19 protein-coding genes and 1 pseudogene are annotated in these 19923 nt (G+C 51.5%); 13 read left to right on the top strand and 7 right to left on the bottom strand.

All coding sequences use genetic code 11. The features are described from left to right. Positions 1-30: 30 nt before the first annotated feature. Positions 31-936, bottom strand: a complete 906-nt coding sequence (locus NYE33_RS33015) for a helix-turn-helix domain-containing protein (RefSeq protein WP_076242423.1) — start codon at positions 934-936, stop codon at positions 31-33. Between the two features lie 167 nt (positions 937-1103). Between NYE33_RS33015 and NYE33_RS33010 the strand changes: the two genes are divergently transcribed. From NYE33_RS33010 to NYE33_RS32985, 6 genes are all read left to right on the top strand, one after another. Beyond that, a complete protein-coding gene (locus tag NYE33_RS33010; RefSeq protein ID WP_341070081.1) occupies positions 1104-1958 on the top strand; it encodes a sugar phosphate isomerase/epimerase family protein in 855 nt (284 codons plus the stop codon). Positions 1959-1972: 14 nt separating this feature from the next. Continuing rightward, positions 1973-3016 carry a Gfo/Idh/MocA family protein gene (locus NYE33_RS33005; protein WP_341069511.1) on the top strand — a complete coding sequence of 348 codons (1044 nt, stop codon included), beginning with the start codon at positions 1973-1975 and terminating at the stop codon, positions 3014-3016. 15 nt (positions 3017-3031) lie between these two features. Further along, a complete protein-coding gene (locus NYE33_RS33000) occupies positions 3032-4045 on the top strand; it encodes a Gfo/Idh/MocA family protein (RefSeq protein ID WP_076242426.1) in 1014 nt (337 codons plus the stop codon). A 185-nt stretch (positions 4046-4230) separates the two neighbouring features. After that, complete coding sequence (locus tag NYE33_RS32995) at positions 4231-4737, top strand: metallophosphoesterase family protein (RefSeq protein WP_076242427.1); 507 nt, start codon at positions 4231-4233, stop codon at positions 4735-4737. A gap of 20 nt (positions 4738-4757) precedes the next feature. Further along, complete coding sequence (locus NYE33_RS32990; protein WP_340947516.1) at positions 4758-5219, top strand: GNAT family N-acetyltransferase; 462 nt, start codon at positions 4758-4760, stop codon at positions 5217-5219. Positions 5220-5241: 22 nt separating this feature from the next. Beyond that, positions 5242-5952, top strand: a complete 711-nt coding sequence (locus tag NYE33_RS32985; RefSeq protein WP_042134444.1) for an HAD family hydrolase — start codon at positions 5242-5244, stop codon at positions 5950-5952. A 77-nt stretch (positions 5953-6029) separates the two neighbouring features. On the opposite strand, the gene NYE33_RS32980 is transcribed toward NYE33_RS32985, so the two are convergent. Further along, the gene (locus NYE33_RS32980; protein ID WP_042134446.1) at positions 6030-7145 is read right to left on the bottom strand and encodes an FAD:protein FMN transferase; all 1116 of its coding nucleotides are present in this window, start codon (positions 7143-7145) and stop codon (positions 6030-6032) included. A gap of 244 nt (positions 7146-7389) precedes the next feature. On the opposite strand from NYE33_RS32980, the gene NYE33_RS32975 reads away from it, so the two are divergent. Both NYE33_RS32975 and NYE33_RS32970 read left to right on the top strand, forming a co-directional pair. Further along, complete coding sequence (locus NYE33_RS32975) at positions 7390-7962, top strand: TetR/AcrR family transcriptional regulator (protein ID WP_039299874.1); 573 nt, start codon at positions 7390-7392, stop codon at positions 7960-7962. 84 nt (positions 7963-8046) lie between these two features. Further along, the gene (locus NYE33_RS32970; RefSeq protein WP_341069508.1) at positions 8047-9840 is read left to right on the top strand and encodes an SGNH/GDSL hydrolase family protein; all 1794 of its coding nucleotides are present in this window, start codon (positions 8047-8049) and stop codon (positions 9838-9840) included. A gap of 531 nt (positions 9841-10371) precedes the next feature. Here the strand turns inward: NYE33_RS32970 and NYE33_RS32965 are convergent. Beyond that, the gene (locus tag NYE33_RS32965; protein WP_042134449.1) at positions 10372-11304 is read right to left on the bottom strand and encodes a glycosyltransferase family 2 protein; all 933 of its coding nucleotides are present in this window, start codon (positions 11302-11304) and stop codon (positions 10372-10374) included. 270 nt (positions 11305-11574) lie between these two features. On the opposite strand from NYE33_RS32965, the gene NYE33_RS32960 reads away from it, so the two are divergent. Together NYE33_RS32960 and NYE33_RS32955 are read left to right on the top strand one after the other, a co-directional pair. After that, positions 11575-12858: a glycosyltransferase family 4 protein gene (locus NYE33_RS32960; RefSeq protein ID WP_341069505.1), complete on the top strand. Its 1284-nt coding sequence runs from the start codon at positions 11575-11577 to the stop codon at positions 12856-12858. 516 nt (positions 12859-13374) lie between these two features. Further along, positions 13375-14097, top strand: coding sequence for a DsbA family oxidoreductase (locus NYE33_RS32955; RefSeq protein ID WP_336102964.1), 723 nt, complete (start codon positions 13375-13377; stop codon positions 14095-14097). Positions 14098-14193: 96 nt separating this feature from the next. Here NYE33_RS32955 and NYE33_RS32950 read toward each other — a convergent pair. The 4 genes and pseudogenes from NYE33_RS32950 to NYE33_RS32935 form a co-directional block, all read right to left on the bottom strand. Then, positions 14194-15783: pseudogene (locus NYE33_RS32950) on the bottom strand (oleate hydratase); the annotation flags it as partial. Between the two features lie 182 nt (positions 15784-15965). Continuing rightward, positions 15966-16535 (bottom strand): TetR-like C-terminal domain-containing protein, encoded by a 570-nt coding sequence (locus tag NYE33_RS32945; RefSeq protein ID WP_042140838.1) that lies wholly within the window; start codon positions 16533-16535, stop codon positions 15966-15968. A 60-nt stretch (positions 16536-16595) separates the two neighbouring features. Then, entirely contained in the window at positions 16596-16991 is a 396-nt protein-coding gene (locus tag NYE33_RS32940; RefSeq protein WP_171717636.1) for a hypothetical protein, read from the bottom strand. A gap of 24 nt (positions 16992-17015) precedes the next feature. Next, positions 17016-17540: a hypothetical protein gene (locus tag NYE33_RS32935; protein WP_305954179.1), complete on the bottom strand. Its 525-nt coding sequence runs from the start codon at positions 17538-17540 to the stop codon at positions 17016-17018. Positions 17541-17826: 286 nt separating this feature from the next. Here NYE33_RS32935 and NYE33_RS32930 point away from each other — a divergent pair, with 286 nt between their 5' ends. From NYE33_RS32930 to NYE33_RS32920, 3 genes are read left to right on the top strand one after another with little or no spacing between them, the layout of a single operon-like run. After that, positions 17827-18492, top strand: coding sequence for an amino acid ABC transporter permease (locus NYE33_RS32930; RefSeq protein WP_039299936.1), 666 nt, complete (start codon positions 17827-17829; stop codon positions 18490-18492). Continuing rightward, the gene (locus NYE33_RS32925) at positions 18473-19150 is read left to right on the top strand and encodes an amino acid ABC transporter permease (protein WP_042134461.1); all 678 of its coding nucleotides are present in this window, start codon (positions 18473-18475) and stop codon (positions 19148-19150) included. Before NYE33_RS32930 ends, NYE33_RS32925 begins: the two co-directional genes overlap by 20 nt. Before the next feature lie 22 nt (positions 19151-19172). Further along, positions 19173-19919, top strand: coding sequence for an amino acid ABC transporter ATP-binding protein (locus tag NYE33_RS32920; protein WP_042134463.1), 747 nt, complete (start codon positions 19173-19175; stop codon positions 19917-19919). The last annotated feature ends 4 nt before the right edge of the window (positions 19920-19923 follow it).

Genomic DNA, 19923 nt, shown 5'->3' with positions numbered 1-19923 from the left:
CTGTGAGCGGGCCTGGGCATCTTGGATGCCTCACAGAATGCGCGAAAGCTTGCGGTAGGCACGTGGAGAAATCCCTTCATTGGCTGTGAATACCCTGCTGAAGTAGTGGATATCGGGATAGCCGACCCGCTCTCCCACAGCTTCAATCGACTCATCCGTCTCGCGGAGCAGCTTGCGTGCTTCCCGGTGGCGAATGGACCGGAGGAATTCGCCGGGAGGCATCCCGGCAATCTCCCGGAACAGCTTGGAGAAATGGTCCTCATGCATATTCATCGTTGCAGCCATAGACCTGTTAGTCCAGCGGCCTGCCGGCTGAAGCTCCATTCCGTCAATCAGCCCCCTGATCCGCTCCCCGTGAACGGAAGACTTAGCCAGCCGCCGTGAGCTTTGGGACCGCAGAAGTGAAGTCAGAATGCCCAGCATCAAGCCCCGGCAGACCCATTCATAACCGGCCTGCCGCATGGTGAACTCATGAACAAGCTGCTCCATCGCATGGACACATTCGGGAGAGGGCGTATACACAGGTTCTTCTGACAACGGTAAAAAAGGGGCGGTTACGGCCTCCAGAGCGAATTTATGGGGAAGCACCTCATCCTCGTTGACCAGCATGTCTTCTTCCCGCGTAATGACGGATTCGCCAAAAAAGTCGAAGTGGATGCCCAGCAGCTTGGTGTCGGAAGCCGAAACGATTATGTTCTGATGGTAAACACCAGGGGATAGAAAAATGAGTTGTCCAGAGCTGAGGAGGAATTCCTTGTTGTCCATTCGGGTCAACAAACTCCCTTGACGGATGTACAGCAGCTCGAAATCATACAGCCTTCTTCTTGGAAAAGTGCAGGGGGCAAGGGTCTGCAACTGTGCATAATGGATTCCAGGTGACCATTCGCGGGAGGGTACCTGTTTGCTCAAAGGATAGGATGTTTCTGTCTCGGACATGATCAATCCTCCTGACTAGAAATATGACCGGAATCATCCAAAAGTTATCTATATCCCCTAAATAAATAGAAGTGTAAAACCATTATAATTTAAATATATCAAGGAAAAAAGAACATTATCGCAGGATTCCTGAAAAACGGAAAATAACAAAAATGAGGATGGTAATGATGAAAAAAGGAATTAATATCTGGTCTTTTCCCGAAGGTATGAAGATCGCGGAATGTGTGCGCTTAGCTAAAACTGTAGGGTTCGACGGGCTTGAACTGGCTTTGAATGAAACGGGTGAACTCAGTCTTGAAACCGGTGAGAAGGAAGCATTGAAGCTCAAGGAATCCATTAACGAGACCGGCCTGGAAATTGCCGGACTGGCAACGGGACTGTACTGGTCTTACGCGATGACCAGCGAATCCGGGGCCAATCGGACCAAGGCAATCGACGTATGCAAAAAACAACTGGAGCTTGCTGCTGTGCTTGGCGTGGATACGATTCTTGTGATACCCGGTGCAGTCGGGGTGGATTTCATTCCCGGCAGTGAGGTAGTGGATTACGACAAAGCTTATGACAGGGCGTTAGAGGCGATTGGCGGTCTGGCGCTGGAGGCAGCGAAGACTGGGGTTTCCATAGGGATCGAGAATGTGTGGAATAAATTTCTGCTGTCCCCGCTTGAAATGCGTTCGTTCATTGATTCGGTCGGCTCCAGCTATGTAGGTTCTTATTTGGATGTGGGAAATATTGTACATTCCGGCTATCCGGAGCAGTGGATAAGAATTCTGGGCCACCGGATCAAGAAGGTTCACTTCAAGGATTACCGCCGGGAAGCGGGAGGACTGCACGGATTTGTTGATCTGCTTGCCGGGAATGTGAACTATCCGGCTGTGATGGATGCGCTCCGGGAGATTGGATACGACAACTATGTTACAGGTGAAATGATCCCGGCTTACACCCATCATCCGGAACAGATTATTTTCAATACTTCTGCGGCCATGGACGCCATTCTGGGACGTACCAGCCATAAGGCATAAGCGGGGTGAGAGAAATGCTCAGGGTGGGTCTGGTAGGGTTTGGATTCATGGGCCGGATGAACTTTGATCAATACGTCCGGCTTGGCGAAGACGGGTACGAGGTTACGTTGACTGCGATTTGCGACCCGCAGATTGAGAAGCTGAAGCTGGTGAAGTCCGGCGGGAATATGAACACAGACCAGGAGATATACGATTTATCCTCCTATAACCTGTATGAAGATTTGGAGGATATGCTGGCCAATGAGGAGCTAGATGCGGTCAGTCTCGCGGTCCCTACCTTTCTTCATGCTGAGATGGCCTGCTCTCTGTTGGAACGGGGCTACCATGTGTTCTGCGAGAAGCCAATGGCCAGGCATTCCCATGAAGCGTGGAAGATGGCGGAAACGGCGCGAAGCAGCGGCAAGAAGCTGATGATTGGTCATTGTCTGCGGTTCTGGCCGGCATATGAATATTTGAAAAGGCTTGTGGAGGACGGGGAATTCGGCCAGGTTACCGAAGGCTGCTTCTACCGGGGGTCCGGTGCACCGAAAGGCTGGCTGGTAAACGATGAATTGAGCGGCGGCTGCATGCTGGATATGCACATCCACGATACCGATATGATTCATTATTTGTTCGGGAAGCCGGACAAGGTCTCGGCGCTCGGAAGGAATGTCCTGCCGGGCAGCGGCTACGACATTGTGTCTTCCCATTATTATTACAAGGACGGCAAGGTAATCAATGCCCAGGCCGACTGGACGCTGGAAGGGGACTTCGGGTTCAGCATGGGCTTCCGGGTCAATTTTGAACAGGGGAATGCGGTGTTTGACGGCAATGTGCTTGCAGTCAATCCTGTCGGGCAACCGGGTTATACTGCCTCACTCTCCACGCATACCGGCTATTACAGAGAGCTGGTCTATTTCCTGGATGCCATACTGCAGGACAATCCGGTCACAGTATGTCTGCCCGGGAGCACTGCACAATCGCTTGAGATCATTGAGGCTGAGATGGAGTCCGCAGGGCGGCAGGGAGCCTGGGTATCCCTGCATGGAGCGGATATGAAGAAATATAATTCAGAATAATCGGAGGACATTCCTATGCTGAAAGTAGGCTTGATCGGATTCGGATTTATGGGCCGGATGCATTTTGACAATTATGTCCGGTTGACGGAGGAGGGCTATCCGGTTGAATTAAGTGCGATATGTGATCTGCGGATCGAGGAACTCAAGGGCGGCAAAGCAGACGGGAATATGAGCACGGCCCGTGAAGTCTATGATTTGTCTTCTTACAATCTTTATGATGACCTGGAAACAATGCTTGAACAGGAAGAACTGGATGTTATTGATATCTGCGTGCCCACTTATCTGCATGCCGGGATGGCTTGTTCGCTGCTGGAACGCGGATATCACGTTTTCTGCGAGAAACCGATGGGCAGAACTTCGGCGGAAGCACGGAAGATGGCGGAAACGGCAGACCGCAGCGGCAGGAAGCTTATGATTGGACAATGTCTCCGTTTCTGGCCGGGATATGAGTACTTGAAGGAGGCCGTGGAGTCAGGCCAATTCGGTGAGGTGACCGAGGGATATTTCTACCGCGGCTCCGGCGCCCCCAAGGATTGGTTCCTGGATGAGCAGCTCAGCGGCGGCAGTATTCTGGATATGCATATTCACGATACGGATATGATCAGCTACCTGTTCGGCAAGCCGGATAAAGTCTCTACTCTTGCCCGCAATGTCTTACCTGGCAGCGGTTATGATCTTTGCTCCACCCATTACTATTATAAGGACGGAAAAGTAGTCAATGCCCAGGTCGATTGGACGCTGGAAGGAGATTTCGGTTTCTATATGGGTTATCGGGTTAACTTTGAGAAGGGGAATCTTGTATTTGACGGGAATCAGCTTAAAGTGAACCCGAACGATGGACCGGGCTTTATTGCTGAGCTCTCACCGGATACCGGCTACTACCGGGAGCTGGTTTATTTTCTGGATGCGGTTATTCACGATAAGCCGATTGTGGTATGCACCCCGGAGAGTGCGGCAGAATCGCTTGAAATTGTTGAAGCGGAAGTACAATCGGCAGATACTCAAGGGGAATGGGTTGTGCTGGATTGATGCAAGGATGACCTGACGCATCCCCTGCCCGCTTGCTTCTCCCCCCTGCACATCGTACAATTATAGGACGTAAACTTGGGATCTGAACATGAAATGGCTGAGAGTCGCAGTTTACAGCGCTTCTCGGCCATTGTGTTTTTTGAAATGCCGGGTAGGATGACAATAGGAATGGGGAGTGGATGCAGATGAAGGTAGGCGTGGTATCGGATACACATCTCTCAAGCAGGGCCAAGGGGCTGCCCTCCGTGCTTATGGAAGAATTCAGCAAGGTGGATATGATTCTGCATCTGGGCGATTGGGTATCGCTGGAGATCTACGATCTGCTGGCCGGGCTTGCTCCGGTAGAGGGGATTGCCGGCAATAACGACGGATATGAGATTATTCAGCGCTTCGGAGAGAGCAAGATCGTTACGCTGGAGGGCATGCGTATCGGGATGATTCACGGACATGCGCCGTATTCCCGTAAGGGGACGGATGGAAATGCGCTGCTGGCCTTTGAAGGCCAGGAGGTGGACTGTATTCTCTTCGGCCATTCCCATCAGCCGCTGATGCGCCGGGAGAATGGTATTCTGCTGTTCAACCCCGGCTCTCCTACGGACAAACGCCGGGAGAAGCAGTATTCCTTCGGCCTGATGGACATTGAAGACGGGAAGATCACAGCCCGTCATGTCTTTTACGATTCGAGAGACTAAGGGAAAGCAGGGGAGCAGCTATGTTGAATTACCGTTTTGAACGGGCGGAGCTTGCAGATGTAGAGGAGCTTGCTCCACTCTTTGACGAATACCGCAGCTTTTATGGGCAGGCTCCGGACCCGGAGGCTGCCCGGGAGTTCCTGGCGGCGAGGCTGCAGAATGAGGAATCCGTTATTTTTATGGCCGTTGCCGGTGAGGGTGCAGAACGCCGCACGTATGGCCTGGCACAGCTGTACCCTTCCTTCTCCTCCATTACAGTTCAGCCCGTATGGATTCTGAACGATCTGTTTGTGACGGAGGAGCAGCGCGGGCATGGACTTGGCTCACTGCTGCTTGAAGGCGTGCGCGGATTTGCGCAGGGTACTGGTGCGAAGGGACTGACGCTTTCAACGCTGACGCATAATACCGGCGCACAGCGTTTGTATGAAGCCCAAGGCTACATCCGGGACGAGAGCTTTTTCACTTATCATTTATATTTCTAAAGATATAGTTAGGGGAGTTTACGTGGAGACAAGCAATAAGCTAGCCGTGTTTTTTGATCTGGATGATACGTTGTACGACCATTTGGTGCCTTTCCGGGAAGCGGTGCGCGAGGTGCTGGCGCCAGACGAAGACAAGCTGGATTATGCGGAGCTGTTCTACACCGTCAGGCATCACAGTGATTTACTATGGCCGAAATATCTGCGCGGGGAGCTTGAGCTGGAGGAGACCCGGGTGATGCGGCTGGAGCTGGCTTTTGCCGAATATGGCCTGCCCTTGAACCGGGAGCAGGCAACCAGAGTTCAGGCCTCCTATATTGCCCGCCAGTACACGATCGGGATGATCGAAGGCGTGGCGGAGCAGCTTCAGCGCTTTATTAGCCTGGGGCATCCGGTAGGCATTATCACCAACGGCCCGCTGGAGCACCAGATGGGCAAGCTGCGCGGGCTGGGTATAGATAAGCTCATTCCGCAGGAGATGATTTTCATCTCGGATGCTGTCGGTCTGGCTAAGCCCGACCCGGCCATCTTCGCCCATGTCAATAAGATGACGGGAACTGCACCTGAGAACAGCCTCTATGTAGGTGATACATGGGCTAATGATGTGGTCGGTGCGCTTGCGGCAGGCTGGAAGGTATGCTGGTACAACCCGCGCGGCCGGCAGCCGGGTGGAGATCACACGCCAAGCTATATTTTCACCAATTATAAGGAGTTCAGTGAGCTGCCGCTGGTATGACAAAAAAGGTGCCCTCCCCCAAAGGAAGGCACCTTTTCTGCTTGCATACGATGCTGCACATCCATCACTGCGCGGTATCAATCAGCGAAGCTGTACGTAGGATCGGTCAGATTCAGCCGTTCTCTCAGCGAAGAGGTGGCATAAATCTTGTTGTCGTCTGTGATGAAGAAGGCATCGACCTTCTCCGGGAGCGCTTCAAGATACTTCATGCCGTCTTCGAGACCCATCAGGAATACACCGGTTGACAGGGCATCCGCATCTGTTGCGTTCGGACTCATAATGGTAATGCTCTTCAGCCCGTTCTGGGACGGGAAGCCCGTCCGCGGGTCCAGAATATGATGGTAACGCACACCGTCCTGCATGAAGAAACGTTCGTATACCCCGGATGCATCAATAACCTCGTCAGAGATTTTGATTGTACCCAGCTGTGTACCGCGGCTCTGATCGGGGTCCTGCAGGCCGATATTCCACGGCGAGCCGTTCGGCTTGTTGCCAAGCGCAATAATACTGCTGCCGCCGAGATTGATCATCGCACTGTCCAGACCTTGCGCCTTGAGATAGTCGGCGATCCGGTCAGCGGCATACCCTTTGCCGATCCCGCCCATATCCAGCACCATGCCTTCTTTGGCCAGCTTCACCGTCTTCGCGGCATCATCCACAATAACATCCTTGTAATTGGTCAGGCTGCGGGCTTTATCAATCGCTGCCTGATCGGGAACATGCTCTCCGCCTTCACCGATTGCCCAGAGGTCAACGAGCGGTCCAACAGTCGGATCATATAGCCCGTCCATTTCTTCGGCATATTTGAGGGAAAGCTTCACGATATCTAGCGTTTCGTCGGATACGGCTACGGCTTCTTTACCGGCTGCCTGATTCACAGCGTATAATTCCCCGTTCTCCTTGGTGCGGCTGAACTCGATGTCCATCCGTTCCAGCATCGCCTGAATATCATCCATATTCTTCTGCTCTACAGTATCACCGAAGACCTTGATATTCACGACCGTATCATAAATATAAAACGTCTGTTCCAGGGACTTCGTATCGCCATCTTTTGTGACCGTTGCACCGCCGGGGGTTTCAGTAGTTGTGCTGTCTTTTCCATTGTTGCCCACCAAGAGCCAGATGCCCACAGCTGCGACGATAACAATGACGAGAGCGGCCAGAATAACGCCGGATTTCTTGTTCTTAAACATATTCCACCATCCATAAAGTTAGTTTCTTGATCACATCTTTATTATCATACCCCAGAAAGAATGGCAAGGGATACTAATTTCATGACATTTTGTGCAGAAGAGCAGCTTGCAGAACGGAAGCGGATTGAAACTTTTATCAAAAAGTTGTCTTCTTCCCGGGGACATGGTAAATTGATTTGTGACTTAGTGACCAAAAATTAAATTCAGTCAATTTATGGTCGTACAGAAAGAAAGGAGTTTTACTATGTCCATTGACCGCAAGGCTTTGATCCTCCAGGCAGCGACCCTGTCCTTTGTACAATTTGGCTATAAAGCTACGACTATGGATCAGGTATCCAGAATCGCCAATGTGGGCAAAGGCACGATCTATACTTTTTTCAAAACCAAAGAAGAGCTGTTTGAGGAAATTCTGGACAAGGCTTCGCAGGAATTAATGTCGGTGATGAACCGTGTAGCGGCGGAACAAACGACCTTTGTGCATAATTTGCTTAATCTGCTGGATTCCATTCTGGAATTCCGGTCTGATCATGAGCTATTTGTGAAGCTCGCCCAGGAGGTGCGGGACATCGGAACAGCCCAGGCGCTGGAAGGTGTTAAGCGGATGGAGGCATACGCGCTGGATTTCTTGAGACAGCAGATTGAGGAAGCCATCGGCAGCGGTGAAGTGAAGCCCTGTGATTCCAGTGTTGCGGCATTTATGATTCTGCGAATGTACCTGGCGCTCACCACGGAATGGAACAAATCCCATGAGCCGCTGGACAAAAACCGGATTAAAGAGCATATGATCCTATTCATTTCTACAGGGATTTTACTATAGTATGGTGGACAAACTAGAGAATTATTGTAATAACTTAACAAAGTCCGTCTTTCCCGGTTGAGCGTAGTCCGCCTCCCGTCTATAATGAGAGCGTCTTCATATATACCGGAAAGCGAGCTGATCCAAGTGAAGGGCAATAACATTGATTTTACCGGCGGCAGATTGGAAGGTCCGGCGGCCCCCAAAGATCCGGAGGAGAGAAGAAGCGGCTTCTTCGTCATGTTCGAAACAGCGATCGAGGCGACAGCCAGAGCGGAGGGCAGTCCATCCCAGGAAGTGTATCTGGAAGGCAATTATCTGACGGATAAGGCAAGATACATAGGCGGGATTACGGATGAGGGGATGCTGGCGCTTCTGACAACCTGGGCGGGGTTCCGTGAACTGGTGCATAGCATCGGGGTGTCCGTGAAGACCGGTACCGGCAGTGAAGGGGGAACGGTCTCCTTTCTTATGCAGAACTGGGGCAGAAGCAGCAAGTATGAGACAGGAACGCAGCTGCGTGTCCCCTGTCCGGGGGACGGGACGGAGGTATTGCTGAAGCTGGAGGAGGTCATGTGGTCCGGGGACGATGTAAGTCCCGGCAAATTCGCTTTTGAATTTGGCCGTGAAGGAGAGCTGGCAACGGCGAGTATTATTTTCTATTTGAATGATGGCTATACTGCGCCAGAAGCTACAATGGAAGCTCCGGTTGACTTCGGTTCACTGGAATACCGCGCAATGATTGCTAAGTCTCTGCTGCATTCGGGCAATAATTACCGGCTCAGAACAGCAATAGACAAGGCAATTAAGGGTGAGGATGTCACCATTGCTTATATTGGAGGATCCATCACCCAGGGTGCAGGGGCTAAGCCGACCCACACCGGATGTTATGCCTACCAGTCTTATTTGCAGTTCAAGGAGCTGTTCGGTAAGGACGGTGGAGAGAATATCCATTATGTGAAAGCCGGAGTAGGCGGGACGCCTTCTGAGCTTGGAGTAATCCGTTATGAAAGAGATATTCTGCGGGAGGGTGCGGTAACGCCGGATATCGTAGTGGTGGAATTTGCAGTGAATGACGAGGGTGATGAAACGAAGGGCAATTGCTTCGAGAGCCTTTGTCTAAAAATCCTGTCTGACCCGGCCCGGCCCGCCGTGATTCTGCTGTTCAGTGTGTTTGTGAATGACTGGAACCTTCAGGAACGGCTCGCTCCTGTGGGCAGGCACTATAACCTCCCGATGGTCAGCATCAAAGATGCGGTAACCGGACAATTCCGTCTGAGCAAGACTGAGGGGAACGTCATATCGAAACGGCAATTTTTCTACGATATTTATCATCCTGCTAATGACGGACACCGGGTAATGGCAGACTGTCTGGGTTATTTATTCTCCGAGACCTGCCGGTCGCTCCGGGACGAAGAGGATATTACAACCGCTAAACGGCCGGTTCTCGGAAATGATTACGCGAATATACGGCTGCTTGACCGCAAGAGCCTGACTGGTCTCACTGATATCGGAGTGGAAGCTGGCGGTTTCGGGGCGACCGACACGGATTTGCAGCGGGTAGAGCTGGATGCCGATCCCTTCGGCACCCCGGAATTTCCGCATAACTGGCTGCATACGGCAGCATCCGGTGAGGATAGCTTCAGGATGACCCTCACCAGCAGCATTCTGATCCTCGTATACAAGGATTCGGGCAGCCCTGAGTTTGGCAGAGCAGATATCTTCGTCGATGGCAGCCTTGTGCTGACTGCTGATCCGCATGTGAACAGCTGGACGCACTGCAATCCGGTCATTCTGTACCAGAATGAGCAGAGTCAGCAGCATGTCATTGAGATCCGCATGGCGAAGGAAGATAAGGACAAATGCTTTACGATACTGGGCTTCGGTTATACAGTGTGATGGTTTAAGAACTGGCACACAACAGGACTAAAGAAGTGAGTTCATTCAAACAATGCAGCAACTTATGTATTCAGTCCAAGTGGAAATTCAGTGATAGTTGTATTATGTACAATTAAAACCTGCGAAAAGGGTTGTTTCCGTCTTATAACTGCAGTCTGTACAACTAAATCCGCCCGAATCGGACAGAACCCTCTACAACCGGCATTTTAATTGCATGAAATACAACTAAACGGATAATGGGTTGGTAAACAGATGATTTAGTTGTACAAAGTACAATTAAGCATATCGGATACCGTAATCCGATCACTGTAATCCGGTCACCGCAAACCTTCAGTAGTGGCGGAGGAGAATTTTGGAACTGTAGGACGACAGCGTCCGCCTTTGTCTGCGGATTTCCACCGCGAACAGCGGGTTAAATTCAAGAAATCGGCAGACGGGCAGCGGCCGGAGGGTTAAACATTCTCTGGAGTCACGGCAATTCCATAATAGAAAAAATACAAGTTCAATCTATATAGGTTGAATCTGGCGCTGCTAGTCCAGCATAAATTCCCTGTATTTATCCTTGCGGGGGTTCAGTACGAAGAGAATTCCGCTGGCATAGCCCGAGACGGCATTGAAATTCCGCTTGAGGGTAGCCTTGCCGGTTAAATAGGTCAGTGTCCACAGCAATGCGGCATAATTCTTCACCGGTGCCTTGCGCAGATTAAGCAAATAATAATGATTCACTGCAGTAGCCCGGGCCACCCGGCCTGCCTTATCGCGGGAGCTGGGAGATTCATGATGCATAATCTTCATCTCCGGGTTGATGACAAGCTTGCCGTATCTGCTGGCCAGATGGCACATATAGATATCGTCAGCCACCGCGTAGCTGGTCATCCAGGGGTAAGGCTTCATATCCTGCAGCGCAGACGTCCGGAAGGACATATTGCAGCCATGGAAGAAATCCGTCTCGAAAATATTCTCGGTCTCCCCCCACAGCAGCAGGGAGCCTGCCAGTGTGCTTGCCGACAGCCTACCGGGTGAAGCCGACATCTGGCAGGTCAGCCTGCCGAGCAGTTTGCCGGACTTGCTGCTGGAGAGGCCCTTGGCGATGCCGCCAACTCCGGCAATGGACGGGTCCGAAGCGTAGGTGTCCAGCATCCGGCGGATGTAGAGCGGATCATCCAGCTCGGCATCGTCATCGAAGCTGAGCAGAATCTCACCGTCGATAAGCCCCAGGGCTTCATAGCGGGAGAGCCAGACGCCGGGTTTGGTTTTGCGGTAATAGCGCAGCTCGGCTTGAGGCATACGCCCCAGTACCTTGCGGAAATACTCCAGCACTTTCTCCTCAATCTCGCCGTCATCCACAATCAGCAATTCAATTGAAACATCCTCCAGCTCTGTCTGCCTGCCGATGGATTCAATGCACAGGGTCAGATCGCTGATCCGGTTGCGTGTAGGAATTACTATAGACAGATCATGCATACCGCTGACTCCTCCCGGGACGTCCTAGACTGTCCGCTTTAATTTTAGATTACAATGCACCGAAAGTACGTGTTGATCTAATTTTACTCCCCCTTTTGTAGGCCGTATATACCACTTTGGTTTACTTTTATTTAGTACAGTTGCGCTTATAATAGAATTAATTTCAGAATGTATATGCTTTCAAAACCTAAGCGGATGCTTCCGAAGCAGGTTTTGTACGAAGTATCATCTGAAGAAGCAAAGCTAACAAAACTTTTAGGAGGGGACGTTATGCATGTCGGGATCTTTATGCATACCAATTACTTTGAAGATTTCTTCGTAAAGGGTCTGGGTCTCAGTGAAGAGGAATATGTACATTCGTATCATAACGATTTTTCTTTCGACTATGCGCGTCTTCTGCAAACCAAGGGGATCCGCACGACCATCTACAATTTCACCAGGATTGGGAGTGAGGTCCGCACCTATCAGCACGGAATCGTGGATTGTACGATTAAGTTTATCCCGGTGGGCATGCTGTATAAATGGTATTCCGTCATTCCCTTGTCCCACCGGACACCGATCGGCAAATTCGTATCACAATATATATCCACGATTCAGAGAGACCTGTGTGATATTCTGCGGGGAGACGGAATCAGCCTGATTTATGCCCAGGAATATGCTTCCGGACGGTTTGAGCGGCTGGCTGCCGCTGCGAAGAAGCTGAGCATCCCGATCATTGCCGCTTACCACGGGGGCAGCATCCATAAGTGGATTCTGCCGATCAAGAAGCATACGCTTCATAAGGCAGCATTCATGACTACGCTTAACGAAGATGAGCAGAACAGCATGGTGCGCCACTTTCCGCATCTGGAGGGGCGGATCCGGCTGCTGCCGAATTTCGTGAATTCGGCGATCTTTTACCGGCGGGATAAGGATGAGGCGATAGCCGCATTGGGGCTGGACCCCCGCTGCAGATATATCATTACCGTTGGACGGCTGTTTGAACATCAAAAGGGCCATTCGCTGCTGGTGCAGGCCATGGAGCAGCTGAAGCAGCACCCTGACCTTAGAATATTGGTTGCCGGCGGCGGTCCGGATGAACAGAGTCTGAAGGATCTGATCCGGGCCAAGGGGCTGGAGGACCGCTTCATCATGCTCGGTACAATCCGCAACAAGGATATGTTGGCCAGCTATTACAGCGTCTCTGAGCTGTTTGTGCTGCCTTCGCGTTATGAAGGATTGCCGCTGGTTATCCTGGAAGCGGGAGCCTGCGGTCTTCCAACCGTTGCTTTTAATGTGATGGGGGTCAGAGGTCTGGTACGCCACGGGGAGAGCGGACTGCTTGCTGAAGGGCTTGACCCGGCTCAACTAGCTGCATCCCTGGATCAGCTGCTCGGCAATCCTGATATGTGCCGGGAGATGGGGGCAGCAGCGCTGCAGATCGTCCGTTCCGAATATTCGGAAGAGATTATCGGAGCCAGACTCTACAATCTGCTTCAGGAGAGCTTGGGGCTTGATCCGTCCGTACCGCTCTTCGGTGACGGGTATGCTCCGGAGTTAACGTCTCCCTTGTAGACCGCTGTCTTATTGTTGTGCCGTTGTGACTGAGGCCGCGGCTGCCGGAATACGGCGGATGGTCACTCCTCTAATTGGCGAACCCGTTGCAGATCCGATGCTCTGCGACTACATAGAAGCCTATAGCTGCTGTATACCTGGATAGAGGCCGATAGAGGCTATACAGGCATACAGCAGCTTGTTGCGGAACGGGGCGATTATTTTGGGATAGCTGCCGCATATATAAACAGACCCGCTATAAGCAAGCATCCAATCTGCGGATGATCACCCCGGAATCCTCTCTGAACAATGGAACGCCTCCCTAAATACATCTGCGGACTTGATATGGAATTCACCTGCCGTCTAATCACCAATTAGTCAATGTAATGATCCATAAGCACCGGTACAACGCCATCTGCATCCCGGCAGAAAGTTTGTTTGTAATTTTCGGTTTTTAACTATATAATAGTAAGTGACATGTAAGACTCGTCAATTGTAGGACAGCGTTGCATCCAATACATTTCAGGAGGAATTCCCATGAGAATAGATATATGGTCCGATTATGCCTGCCCGTTCTGCTATATCGGCAAAAGACGGCTGGAGCACGCCCTGAGCCAGTTCCCGGACCGTGACAAAGTGGAGGTCGTATTCCGCAGCTTCCAGCTGGATCCGAATGCGCGCACCGACGAAACGAGAGATATTCACGACATTTTGGCTGCCAAATACGGCATGACCCGTGACAAAGCTAAAGCTACCAACGCACAGCTCGCCGAACAAGCGCAGGGTGTGGGTCTTGAGTTCAACTTCGATACGGTCCAGTCGACCAATACGTTCGACGGTCACCGCTTAAGCCATTACGCGGCTACAAAGGGTAAAGCCCCGCAAATGACCGAACGGCTGCTGCGCGCGTATTTCACCGACTCGCTGAATCTCGGTGACCGCAAGGTACTGGCTGAGCTGGCCGCAGAGGTCGGACTCGATCAGGCTGAAACGGCTGCGGTGCTGGAGAGCGACGCTTATGCTGATCAGGTAAATGCAGATATTGATGCGGCCCGGCTGCTGAATATCACCGGCGTGCCGTTCTTCGTCTTCAACAACAAATACGCGGTGTCCGGCGCGCAGCCGGGTCCGGTATTCACCGAAGTCCTGGACACCGTATGGGCCGAAGAACAGAATGCTCCTGTGCTCCAGGTAGTCGGCAAGCCGCAGTCCAAGGCAGAAGATGCTGACGGCTGTGATGATGGCTCCTGCAGCATCTGATTCCGCTTAGGCAGACTGCACACAAATACCCCGCTGTATGGATTCTCTCCATGCAGCGGGGTATTTCGTTTGCCTATTCCGGGCCATATAACCGTACTATCTGAACGAAGTCACAAGGCTCGATAACAGCGTGCGCACATCATGCTGGTATTCCTTGATCGGCTCCACCGGACGGTTAATGCCGAACAGGGTGTAGACAGCGATTCGGGCTGCACGGACGGAATATTCTTCCGTGAAAACCACATCGTCCGGGATTTCGCAATATTGGCCGACAAAGGCCAAGTTGGTGGAGCCTTCAGGCACAACCTGCGGCCGGTCGCTGTTCAGTCTTGGCATGAACTGGGACGTAATGTACGGCATCATGCAAGGAATGCAATTGGCAGTAGCCATAATCTCTTCCTTATGCGCCTCGAAATGGAGATGGCCAATCAGCTCCTGCATGATCTCTTCGCCGGTACAGTCGCACATTTTCTTGTGAACATAATCGCCGACCTTGTCCGGATACAGTCCGTAACCCCAGAATACCTTGACATGCTCCGGCTGGTTGCGGAAATGCGGCTGGAAGGCCAATACAACGGACATCAGCCAGCTGGAATCCTTGAAGGTCACGAGTGCTCCGGTGCCGGCCCGGTTGCGCGTGAAGTCTTCCATCAGGTCGAAGAACTTCGAGTCCTGGAAGGTAACCGTGAAGGATTCCCACTTGGACTCGTCCACATGATCGTCGAAAGACGAAGGATTGCCGAGACCCGGCTTCTTGGCGGCGATATTCTCCCACAGCTTCCACGAGCTGCCTTTGCCGTTCAGGCGCGGCGCCGAGGTCATCGAGCCGAGGCTGGAGCCTTCGGTCATCGAACCGTTGGTGATAATCACACGGTCGCCTTCGTTAATCTCGATCACGTCTTCCACGCCTTGGCGGGAGACCTTCATTTTCGTAACGGTAATGCCGTCGCCTTCTTTGAATTCCAGATCAGTTACCGTACATTTTAACGTGAAATCTACGCCAAGCGGTTCCAGATACTGGTGCAGCGGCAGAATAATCGAATCATATTGATTGTAAGGGGTGCGGGTTACGCCTTCGAGCGTCTGAATTCTCGGGAATTCATGAATGAAGCGGATCATATAGCGTTTCAGTTCAACCGCACTATGCCAAGGCTGGAAGGCGAAGGTAGTCGCCCACATATACCAGAAGTTGGTGGTGAAGAAATGCGGGCCGAACCAGTCATTGATCCGTGCTTTACCCATTTTGGCCTCCGGAGTAATGATCAGCTTGCCGAGGGCCAGGCGGTCAGCCATATCGAAGCCCATCGAATTGACATCCTGAATCTCACCCTTGCTGTCGACCAGGCGCGCCTTGGAGCGGGTTGGATTGGCATCATCGAACTGGGTGATTTCTTCCCGCAGCGTCAGCCCCGGCTGGTCAATCGATGGAATCGTATTTAGAAGTTCCCATAGGTTCTCATAGGTTTCGTCGTTCAGCATCCGGCCGCCCCGGATCACATAGCCGTGCTCCTCATTGCCTGAGCCGTCATTGCTGCCGCCGAGGATCTTCATCTCTTCAATAATGTGAATGTTCTGTCCGGGAAAACCACAGTCTCTGACGAGGTATGCCGCACCCGCAAGTGATGCAATTCCGCCGCCGACAAAATACACCTGCTCGTTACCGTACTCTTTTTTCACTGATTGTCGCCTCCATAGGTTTGCTTGATTGCTGTACCTGAACCGAGTGTAATATAGCGCCGCTGTGGAAGGTATCATCAAAAGTCCGCGAGTGTATGAAATTTGGTCATATGGAGCAAAGTGTATAGTTTTTGGACAGGAAAATAACCCCAAAACATATTATTTCATTAAAAAAGCCGCAACCCGGAGGGTTACGGCATCGCCTGTTCATATTTATGCAGCGCCTTGAGGAAGTTCCCTTCGATCAGCACGCTGAGCTTCTCAATCATATGCTTCGGCTGATCCTTCATACCGTCGCGCATCCACTGAATCACAAGCCCGGTGAAGGCCAGCGTGTAGAAGTTAGCGATAAATTGCTTATCCTCCAGCCTGATATCCATCCCGGCGGCCAGCTCGTTAATGACTCCCATGATCAGATCATTAGTTACTTCATACAAGTAGGCATCGAGATGTGTCCGTCCCAGTGAGTCCAGCGTGTTGCAGCAGAAGGCTTTATTGCTCTCGATATAGCAGAAAATCCGGTGAAATCCGTCCGTCCACGTGCTGTAGCTGCGGTACTGGGCAATACTCTCGACCGCCTCGGTCTTGTAGATCCAGCCCAGGAGGTCAAAGATATCCTGAAAATGATAATAAAAGGTCTGCCGGTTCACTCCGCAGTCGTCCACCAGATGCCTGACGGAGATTTTGTTCAGCGGAATATGTGCCATCAGCTCTTTCAGGGAGCGGGCGAGCGCATTTTTGGTCAGCAAGGAATTGGACATCAGGGTCATCAGCTCCTCTTGTAATCCTGTATAAGGGTAGAGTCCGGCCAGCAGAAGGCATCAGCGTCTGCGCAAATATTGAACAAGCAGTCGGCTGCCTTCCACAAGCAAACCAAGGACGAAACCACCCGCCGTGAACAGGAGAAAAGACAGAAAGCCCGCAAGATCCTCCCAGCCTGACATATCGCGGGAAGTGTAAATGAACATCAGGCTGATCCCGAGCACAACGCCTGCGGTCGAGAATATCCACACCAGCCGGGCGCCATACCAGCCGAAGCTGTTAATAATACCGGAGAGCACGATAGAAAGAGCAGCCCAGCGAAGTAAGATCAGAAGATCGAAACTCTCGCCGAGCAGCACGAACCGGTGCAGAATCAGCAGCAGCCACACAATCAGCGCATAACTGACATACCACCAGAGCCAGCGGCCCGTCCTTGCAGGAGGCAGAAAATTCATATGCAGTTCACCCCGCCTTAAGAATTATACCTCCTCCAGTTCCCCGGCGCTTTGCAGCAGGAACTTCAGAAGGTTCGGAATATCTTCCATCTGTTCTTCAGTGATTTGTCGTTTGAACTGCAGTTCTATGCAGTTATTGTACGTATCGCCTTCCTGGCCGTAGCGGAAGCTGAGGGACTGGACAGGCTGGAAATCCGGCCCCCAGATCGTAGACAGAATCTTCTCCGCCGCTGGACACTGCACATTCACATCGTCAATCTCCATATAAAAGCGTAATAGAAGAGTGCAACCGGGATCACTCCCCGGTGTTTCCATAATTTCGTCGCTCAGATCCTTCACCGAAGATTGCAGCATAATTTCGGAGGTTACATTATTGCCTTCAGTCAATTTGAAAGAGAGACTGAACTCCCGTGACATCAGCGCGAGGTTCAGCAAATCCGACCGGTCCGTCACGACAAGGATTCCATCCAGATTATCATAGTCGTAGATCTGGTTCTCAAAAGCAATTTTAATATTGTCAAATACAGTAGGATGGAACAAGAGCGGCACCTTCTAACGTTTCTCTGTATTGTACCATGACGCGGAAAAGAGTGAAAATTAAGAAAACATAGTTGACAAGTAGGCATTATGTGAATAAGATGATTACCACAGTATGTGAGGTTTTTGTAAGAATTTTAAATAGTTTGGCAGAATTGTACATAGGGCAATCATCGTTGCTCACAAAAATCCAAAGGCGTCTTAAGCCGCCTATAAAGTGGGGTTTTCACATTTGAATAGTTAGTTTTAGCTGCATTCATGGGGGATTTTATTTACAGACAAAGGGTTGTGAATGGTTATGAATTTGGATTGGGAGTTTATCGCCGAGAGCCTGCCGCTGTATGGTGACGCAATGTGGCTGACCTTGAAGCTGGCCTTCTGGGCCATTCTGTTCTCGCTGGTGCTGGGACTGATATTCAGCGTTATCCTGTATTACAAAGTGAGGGGCATCAGCTTCATTATTCAAGCTTATATCGAGCTGTCGAGGAATACCCCGCTGCTGGTACAGCTGTTCTTCCTATACTATGGCTTGCCCAAGGTTGGCCTTCGGATGAGTGAGGTCACATGTGCCATTGTCGGGCTGACCTTCCTGGGAGGCAGTTATATGACCGAGGCCTTCCGCGGCGGAATGGAAGCTGTAAGCAGGACACAGGTGGAGTCGGGACTTAGTATCGGATTATCCCGGACCCAGCTCGCCAGATATGTTATTCTTCCGCAGGCTTTTGCCATCAGCATTCCTTCACTGGGAGCGAATGTGATTTTTCTGCTCAAGGAGACCTCCATTGTCGGAGCAATCGCCTTAATGGATCTGATGAATGTGGCGAAGGATCTGATCGGCATGCATTACAAAACAGCGGAATCCCTGCTGCTGCTGGTGGCCGCTTATCTCATTCTGGTGCTTCCTCTGTCGGTTGTGCTGAGCTGGCTGGAAAGGAAGGTAAGATATGCAGAATTCGGGGATTGAGGTACTGTTTGAAGGCTCGAACTTCGAGCGTCTGCTCGGCGGTCTGCTGGTCACCATTGAAATTTCGTTTGTTTCCATTGTGATCGGGACGGTGCTGGGCATAGTGATGGGGCTGCTCCGGACGCTGAACGTGAAGCCGCTGCAGGCATTGCTACGTTTGTATCTGGAGGCCTTCCGGATCATACCGATTCTGGTCTGGCTCTACGTTGTGCATTTCAGCTTCACACCTCTATTAAATATCGACATTAGCGGTGAGACGACTTCCATTCTGGTGTTCAGCCTGTGGGGAGCGGCCGAGATTGGCGACATTGTGCGGGGTGCGCTGCAGTCCATGCCGAAGCATCAGGAGGAATCGGGTGCAGCGCTGGGACTCAGCCGGGGGCAGCTGTACCGGTATGTTCTTATCCCTCAGGCTATCCGCAGAATGGTGCCTGGCGCAATTAACCTGGCGACACGGATGATCAAGACCACCTCGCTCGTTGTGCTGATTGGAGTGATAGAGGTCGTGAAGATCGGGCAGCAGATCATTGAGCTTGGGGTCATCAAAGCGCCAAACGCTTCGTTTTGGGTGTATGGCTTCATCTTTATCCTGTACTTTGCCGTATGTTTCCCGTTATCCCGTATTTCCCGGAGAGTGGAACGCAGATGGCAGAATTAGCCGTTAGGAAGGAACGATAATCATGATAAATACCGGCGAACTGTTGCTGGAGGTAGAAGGATTGCAGAAAAGCTTCGGAGAACGGCTGGTTCTAAGCGGCATTGATCTGCAGGTGGTTAAAGGGGAAGTAACAGTTATTCTCGGCCCGTCCGGCTGCGGAAAAAGCACGCTCCTGCGATGTCTTAACGGGCTGGAGCCCGTGCAGGGCGGAAGAATCAGCTACCATGGCCAGGATCTGGCCGGACCCCAGGTGAATTGGCGTGAAGTCAGGCAGCGCATCGGGATGGTGTTTCAGAATTATGAGCTGTTCCCGCATATGACGGTGCTGGACAACATTCTGCTCGGACCTCTCAAGGTGCAAAAGAGAGAACCGAAAGAAGCGCGGCAGCAGGCAGAGCAACTGCTGGACCGGGTCGGGCTGCTGGACCGCAAGGATGCTTATCCCCGGCAGCTGTCCGGAGGACAGAAGCAGCGGATTGCGATTGTACGGGCGTTATGTATGAACCCCGAGATTATGTTATTCGATGAAGTAACGGCTTCGCTTGATCCTGAAATGGTGCGCGAAGTGCTGGATGTTATTCTGGGACTTGCCGAACAGGGCATGACGATGATTATCGTGACCCATGAAATGGGCTTTGCCAAGTCTGTAGGTGACCGGATCGTATTTATGGATCAGGGCAGCATTTGTGAGATCGCGGAGCCGCAGCAATTTTTCACCAAACCAGCGACAGAGCGTGCACAGCACTTTCTGGATATATTTCAGTATTAAAAAT

This window comes from Paenibacillus sp. FSL R10-2199, assembly GCF_038000235.1.
In the GTDB taxonomy this organism is placed as follows: Bacteria; Bacillota; Bacilli; order Paenibacillales; family Paenibacillaceae; genus Paenibacillus_AQ; species Paenibacillus_AQ phytohabitans.
This window is presented reverse-complemented; position numbering and strand designations above follow the sequence as displayed.

Excerpts from the sequence above, each read along its gene's own strand:
- NYE33_RS32990 (WP_340947516.1), top strand. The coding sequence starts at position 4,758 with ATGTTGAATTACCGTTTTGAACGGGCGGAGCTTGCAGATGTAGAGGAG.
- NYE33_RS32925 (WP_042134461.1), top strand. The coding sequence starts at position 18,473 with ATGCAGAATTCGGGGATTGAGGTACTGTTTGAAGGCTCGAACTTCGAG.
- NYE33_RS33005 (WP_341069511.1), top strand. The coding sequence starts at position 1,973 with ATGCTCAGGGTGGGTCTGGTAGGGTTTGGATTCATGGGCCGGATGAAC.
- NYE33_RS32995 (WP_076242427.1), top strand. The coding sequence starts at position 4,231 with ATGAAGGTAGGCGTGGTATCGGATACACATCTCTCAAGCAGGGCCAAG.
- NYE33_RS32940 (WP_171717636.1), bottom strand. The coding sequence starts at position 16,991 with ATGAATTTTCTGCCTCCTGCAAGGACGGGCCGCTGGCTCTGGTGGTAT.
- NYE33_RS32965 (WP_042134449.1), bottom strand. The coding sequence starts at position 11,304 with ATGCATGATCTGTCTATAGTAATTCCTACACGCAACCGGATCAGCGAT.
- NYE33_RS32960 (WP_341069505.1), top strand. The coding sequence starts at position 11,575 with ATGCATGTCGGGATCTTTATGCATACCAATTACTTTGAAGATTTCTTC.
- NYE33_RS33010 (WP_341070081.1), top strand. The coding sequence starts at position 1,104 with ATGAAAAAAGGAATTAATATCTGGTCTTTTCCCGAAGGTATGAAGATC.
- NYE33_RS32945 (WP_042140838.1), bottom strand. The coding sequence starts at position 16,535 with ATGTCCAATTCCTTGCTGACCAAAAATGCGCTCGCCCGCTCCCTGAAA.
- NYE33_RS32980 (WP_042134446.1), bottom strand. The coding sequence starts at position 7,145 with ATGTTTAAGAACAAGAAATCCGGCGTTATTCTGGCCGCTCTCGTCATT.
- NYE33_RS32955 (WP_336102964.1), top strand. The coding sequence starts at position 13,375 with ATGAGAATAGATATATGGTCCGATTATGCCTGCCCGTTCTGCTATATC.
- NYE33_RS32920 (WP_042134463.1), top strand. The coding sequence starts at position 19,173 with ATGATAAATACCGGCGAACTGTTGCTGGAGGTAGAAGGATTGCAGAAA.
- NYE33_RS33000 (WP_076242426.1), top strand. The coding sequence starts at position 3,032 with ATGCTGAAAGTAGGCTTGATCGGATTCGGATTTATGGGCCGGATGCAT.
- NYE33_RS32930 (WP_039299936.1), top strand. The coding sequence starts at position 17,827 with ATGAATTTGGATTGGGAGTTTATCGCCGAGAGCCTGCCGCTGTATGGT.
- NYE33_RS32970 (WP_341069508.1), top strand. The coding sequence starts at position 8,047 with ATGAGAGCGTCTTCATATATACCGGAAAGCGAGCTGATCCAAGTGAAG.
- NYE33_RS32975 (WP_039299874.1), top strand. The coding sequence starts at position 7,390 with ATGTCCATTGACCGCAAGGCTTTGATCCTCCAGGCAGCGACCCTGTCC.
- NYE33_RS33015 (WP_076242423.1), bottom strand. The coding sequence starts at position 936 with ATGTCCGAGACAGAAACATCCTATCCTTTGAGCAAACAGGTACCCTCC.